Origin of the sequence: Citrobacter sp. MGH 55, assembly GCF_016906145.1 — a bacterium.
Classification (GTDB): Bacteria; Pseudomonadota; Gammaproteobacteria; order Enterobacterales; family Enterobacteriaceae; genus Citrobacter_A; species Citrobacter_A amalonaticus.
Window position 1 is genome coordinate 3,386,827 of record NZ_CP070239.1, and the last position, 1,347, is coordinate 3,388,173.

Annotated in this window: 4 protein-coding genes; all 4 read right to left on the reverse strand. The window is 53.7% G+C overall.

Going from position 1 to position 1,347, the window contains the following annotated elements; translation table 11 throughout:
* Positions 1-79: 79 nt before the first annotated feature.
* A complete protein-coding gene (locus JTI98_RS13790; protein WP_216081379.1) occupies positions 80-301 on the reverse strand; it encodes a TraR/DksA family transcriptional regulator in 222 nt (73 codons plus the stop codon).
* Between the two features lie 91 nt (positions 302-392).
* On the reverse strand, positions 393-584 hold the full coding sequence (locus JTI98_RS13795) for a DUF1382 family protein (protein WP_001856439.1): 192 nt from the start codon (positions 582-584) through the stop codon (positions 393-395).
* Positions 581-1,147 carry a hypothetical protein gene (locus JTI98_RS13800; protein WP_216081380.1) on the reverse strand — a complete coding sequence of 189 codons (567 nt, stop codon included), beginning with the start codon at positions 1,145-1,147 and terminating at the stop codon, positions 581-583. Before JTI98_RS13800 ends, JTI98_RS13795 begins: the two co-directional genes overlap by 4 nt.
* Positions 1,144-1,347: hypothetical protein (locus tag JTI98_RS13805; protein ID WP_216081381.1), on the reverse strand; the 204-nt coding region annotated here is incomplete at its 5' end. The genes JTI98_RS13800 and JTI98_RS13805, both read right to left, overlap by 4 nt.

The following is a 1,347-nucleotide window of genomic DNA, read 5'->3' on the forward strand; positions in this document are numbered from 1 at the left end:
ACGATGCGCCGCGTCTGAGTCTTCCGGCCGCCGAGGATGGCGCGCACCATCTCGCCGTTAAAAATCATTCCGAGCTCTTTCACTGGAACCCCCTCTGCTTATTCTTCAACTCGATGACGGATTGGCACTCAGCGCACGTCTGGCACCCGGGAACGGCAGCGCGCCGCGGCTCGGGAATTGGTTCGTCGCATTCTTCACAACGCTCAGCTGATACGGCGTTACGGTTGAGTCGGTGAGCGGAAAGGGCAGCGTTACGCTGAAGCTCTTCAATCTCTGCTGCGGTATCGATGATATCGGCCATGGTCAATGCTCCCGGAACTGTCGGTTAATTCGGTTGAAGGTGAACGCCAGCATTAAAAAAGGCCGCTTTAGCGACCTGGTGATTAGTGCCTTTATGCGGCACCGCCTTCATTCTTCTCGGCTTCGACAGCCATATTTTCAAGCCGTCGCGATAGCTCGGCGGCCAGTGTCTGGAATTCTTCTTCTGTCGCCACCGGGATCGGCACAAAGCGAATCCCGATATGCGCCAGGTGGTTTGCAATTTCGAGGCTTTTCCTCAAATCAACTGGTGAGGCCCTGTTCATTCCGTACTGCCATTTTTTTCAGTTAGCACCAGCCTTCCGTCGCATAGAGCGCGGACGATTTCCTGATACTCCCAGCCGAAGTACATGCTTTCGACGTAGACTCGCAGAGGAGGATAATCATGCTGTTTGCGGCGAATGAAAGCCTCCGCTGCTTCACGGGTAAAATGAGCGTTGATGTTCTGCCACTCTTTGCATGTACCGCAGACAGTGTGGCCATCAAGGTCAGTCAGCACTTCCCACTGAGCGTCTTCATCGAGATCCGTAAAGGCTGTGTCGCACTGGTCAATGCAGAAGGCGTTTAACTCTTCCTGCTGCTGTTCATCAAGATCATCCCAATACTCCTGCGGGCTGTCCCATTCGCATTCCTCGAAATGGACTATCTTCGATTCGCCGTACTCTTCTGCCAGGCCATAAATGGTTGCCTGCTTCTGAACCATGAAAATCGGATCGGCGGTGGCGTGACGATTAACACCATCGCCGCGATGGTGATACCTCAAGCGCTCAATGAAATCTGCGAATGTTTCCGGAGTTAATTTCGCTCCGTCTGCTATCGAATTGCTCATGAATCCACTCCGAAGCGGCGATTAAGCCGACCTGTGTATACAACGAACTCCAGGAGGCTAACTCCCAGAGCTTCAATTTTCTTGTGATGCTTGTTGATGATGGGTGGCACCGTTTCGTTCCAGTTAGGCTTTGGCTTCTTGCGCATGGCCTGCTGGATTTCCTCGGTGCAGCGGCGGCAGGCGGCGCGTACGGCGTTGTC

What these genes read in the sequence shown, in the direction of transcription:
- JTI98_RS13800 (WP_216081380.1), bottom strand. Translation starts at nt 1,147, where the DNA reads ATGAGCAATTCGATAGCAGACGGAGCGAAATTAACTCCGGAAACATTC.
- JTI98_RS13795 (WP_001856439.1), bottom strand. Translation starts at nt 584, where the DNA reads ATGAACAGGGCCTCACCAGTTGATTTGAGGAAAAGCCTCGAAATTGCA.
- JTI98_RS13790 (WP_216081379.1), bottom strand. Translation starts at nt 301, where the DNA reads ATGGCCGATATCATCGATACCGCAGCAGAGATTGAAGAGCTTCAGCGT.